The 1,517-nt window shown below is 39.3% G+C and carries 2 protein-coding genes; both read right to left on the reverse strand.

Features of this window, described 5'->3' with window-relative positions:
* Positions 1-186 precede the first annotated feature (186 nt).
* Positions 187-1,170, reverse strand: a complete 984-nt coding sequence (gene rlmN, locus ACTQXM_RS08950; protein ID WP_441064276.1) for a 23S rRNA (adenine(2503)-C(2))-methyltransferase RlmN — start codon at positions 1,168-1,170, stop codon at positions 187-189.
* 16 nt (positions 1,171-1,186) lie between these two features.
* Positions 1,187-1,372 (reverse strand): cysteine-rich KTR domain-containing protein, encoded by a 186-nt coding sequence (locus tag ACTQXM_RS08955; protein ID WP_003431289.1) that lies wholly within the window; start codon positions 1,370-1,372, stop codon positions 1,187-1,189.
* Positions 1,373-1,517: the final 145 nt, after the last annotated feature.

A 1,517-nucleotide genomic window follows, 5' to 3' on the forward strand; every position in this document is an offset into this window, starting at 1 on the left:
CCAGCCCCAGCTCCCGGGTCGCCCGGTGAAGGCGAGGAAGAAGGGCGTGAAGGGAGCGAAGAGCGTTGCTGCCTAGGCTAGCCCCTTGTCACACAAACTACCGAAGCCTCTAAAAAAGCCGATAACACATAGGTTTTTTGACCTAATGCGTTATCGGCTCTGCGTCTATGCGTCTGGCACTTTTAATCATTTTTTTTTGAATTTATTATATGTGTTAGCTAACTGTCCACAAGCCGCGTTAATCTCTCTGCCATGAGAAACTCTAATAGTAACTTCAAGTCCTGCTTGCTCTAATTGATGTTTGAATGCAACTATTTCCCGTTTCTGTGGTGCTTTAATTCTTGAATTGCTTGTTGGGTTGTATTGTAACACGTTAATCATAACTTTTTTGCCCCGAAACCATTTTGCAAGTTGTCTTACATCTGAGGGCCGGTCATTTATACCCGGTAAAAGCAAATACGCAAAGACAATTTTGCGATTATGCCTTTCAGAATAGGATAAGGCTTGCTTAACAACATCTTCAATAGCATATATGCGCATGTGAGGAATAATACGATTTCTTGCAGATTGTGTTGCTGCGTGTAAAGATATTGTCAACTGAATTTTAAGATGTTCCTCGCGCAATTTTTTTAATTGATCGACCGGACCAACTGTTGATATGGTAATGCCGTCGGTTGGAAAGTTAAGTCCATTTCTATCTCGAAGAATATGGATTGCTTTTATCAAGTTGTCATAATTGAATAAAGGCTCTCCCATACCCATAAAAACGATACGGTTTACTTTTCGACGCAACAATATAATCTGTTGTACGATTTCTGACGGTGTTAGATTACGAACAAAACCATTGCGTCCGGACTCACAAAAAATACAACCAACAGGACAACCGACTTGTGTGCTCACGCAAACAGTTCCACCATCTCGCCGCTTGATAAAAACCGTTTCAATGTATTTGTTGTCTTTCAGTTCGTAAACATACTTTTCAGTATCGCTACTTTTGCAAATATTTTTTACCAACATTGATAGATTTTTTTTGCGTGGTAATTGCTTATATAATTCTTCATATAAGGCTTTTGCTTCATTCTCGCCAATAACTTCCGACATTTCTTTGTAAGTAAATCCGTATGGATCATTCCGTACTTCCGCAGGCGTATATTTAGGTAAACGTTTCATTTTTATATCCTTTCTTCTAAATAATAAAAGTTTGTTTTTCTGTATTTTTGATTACAATCTCTAATTTTTCTACATCAATGATATGCGTCAATTTGCATTTAGGGCAGAAAAGAGGAAAATCTTTTAATACAGTATTATGAAATACTTGAACTCTCGTCTTTCCGTTACAAATCGGACATTTTATCCAATATTTTTTAAGCATTATATTTCACTCGTCCTTTTTACACAAAAAAATGGGCTCTTCGGTGGTTTCTGTGGGAGAGATTCCGGCATAGGCCCAGCTCAGCGGGCGAAAACAACGATCTGGAACTGAAACGGCCCCGGGAGGGGCCGTTTCCGCGTCATCC

The organism is Collinsella sp. LCP19S3_D3, from assembly GCF_052121455.1.
Lineage (GTDB): Bacteria > Actinomycetota > Coriobacteriia > Coriobacteriales > Coriobacteriaceae > Collinsella.

Coding starts and splice junctions, on each gene's coding strand:
- rlmN (WP_441064276.1), bottom strand. CDS start 1,170: ATGAAACGTTTACCTAAATATACGCCTGCGGAAGTACGGAATGATCCA.
- ACTQXM_RS08955 (WP_003431289.1), bottom strand. CDS start 1,372: ATGCTTAAAAAATATTGGATAAAATGTCCGATTTGTAACGGAAAGACG.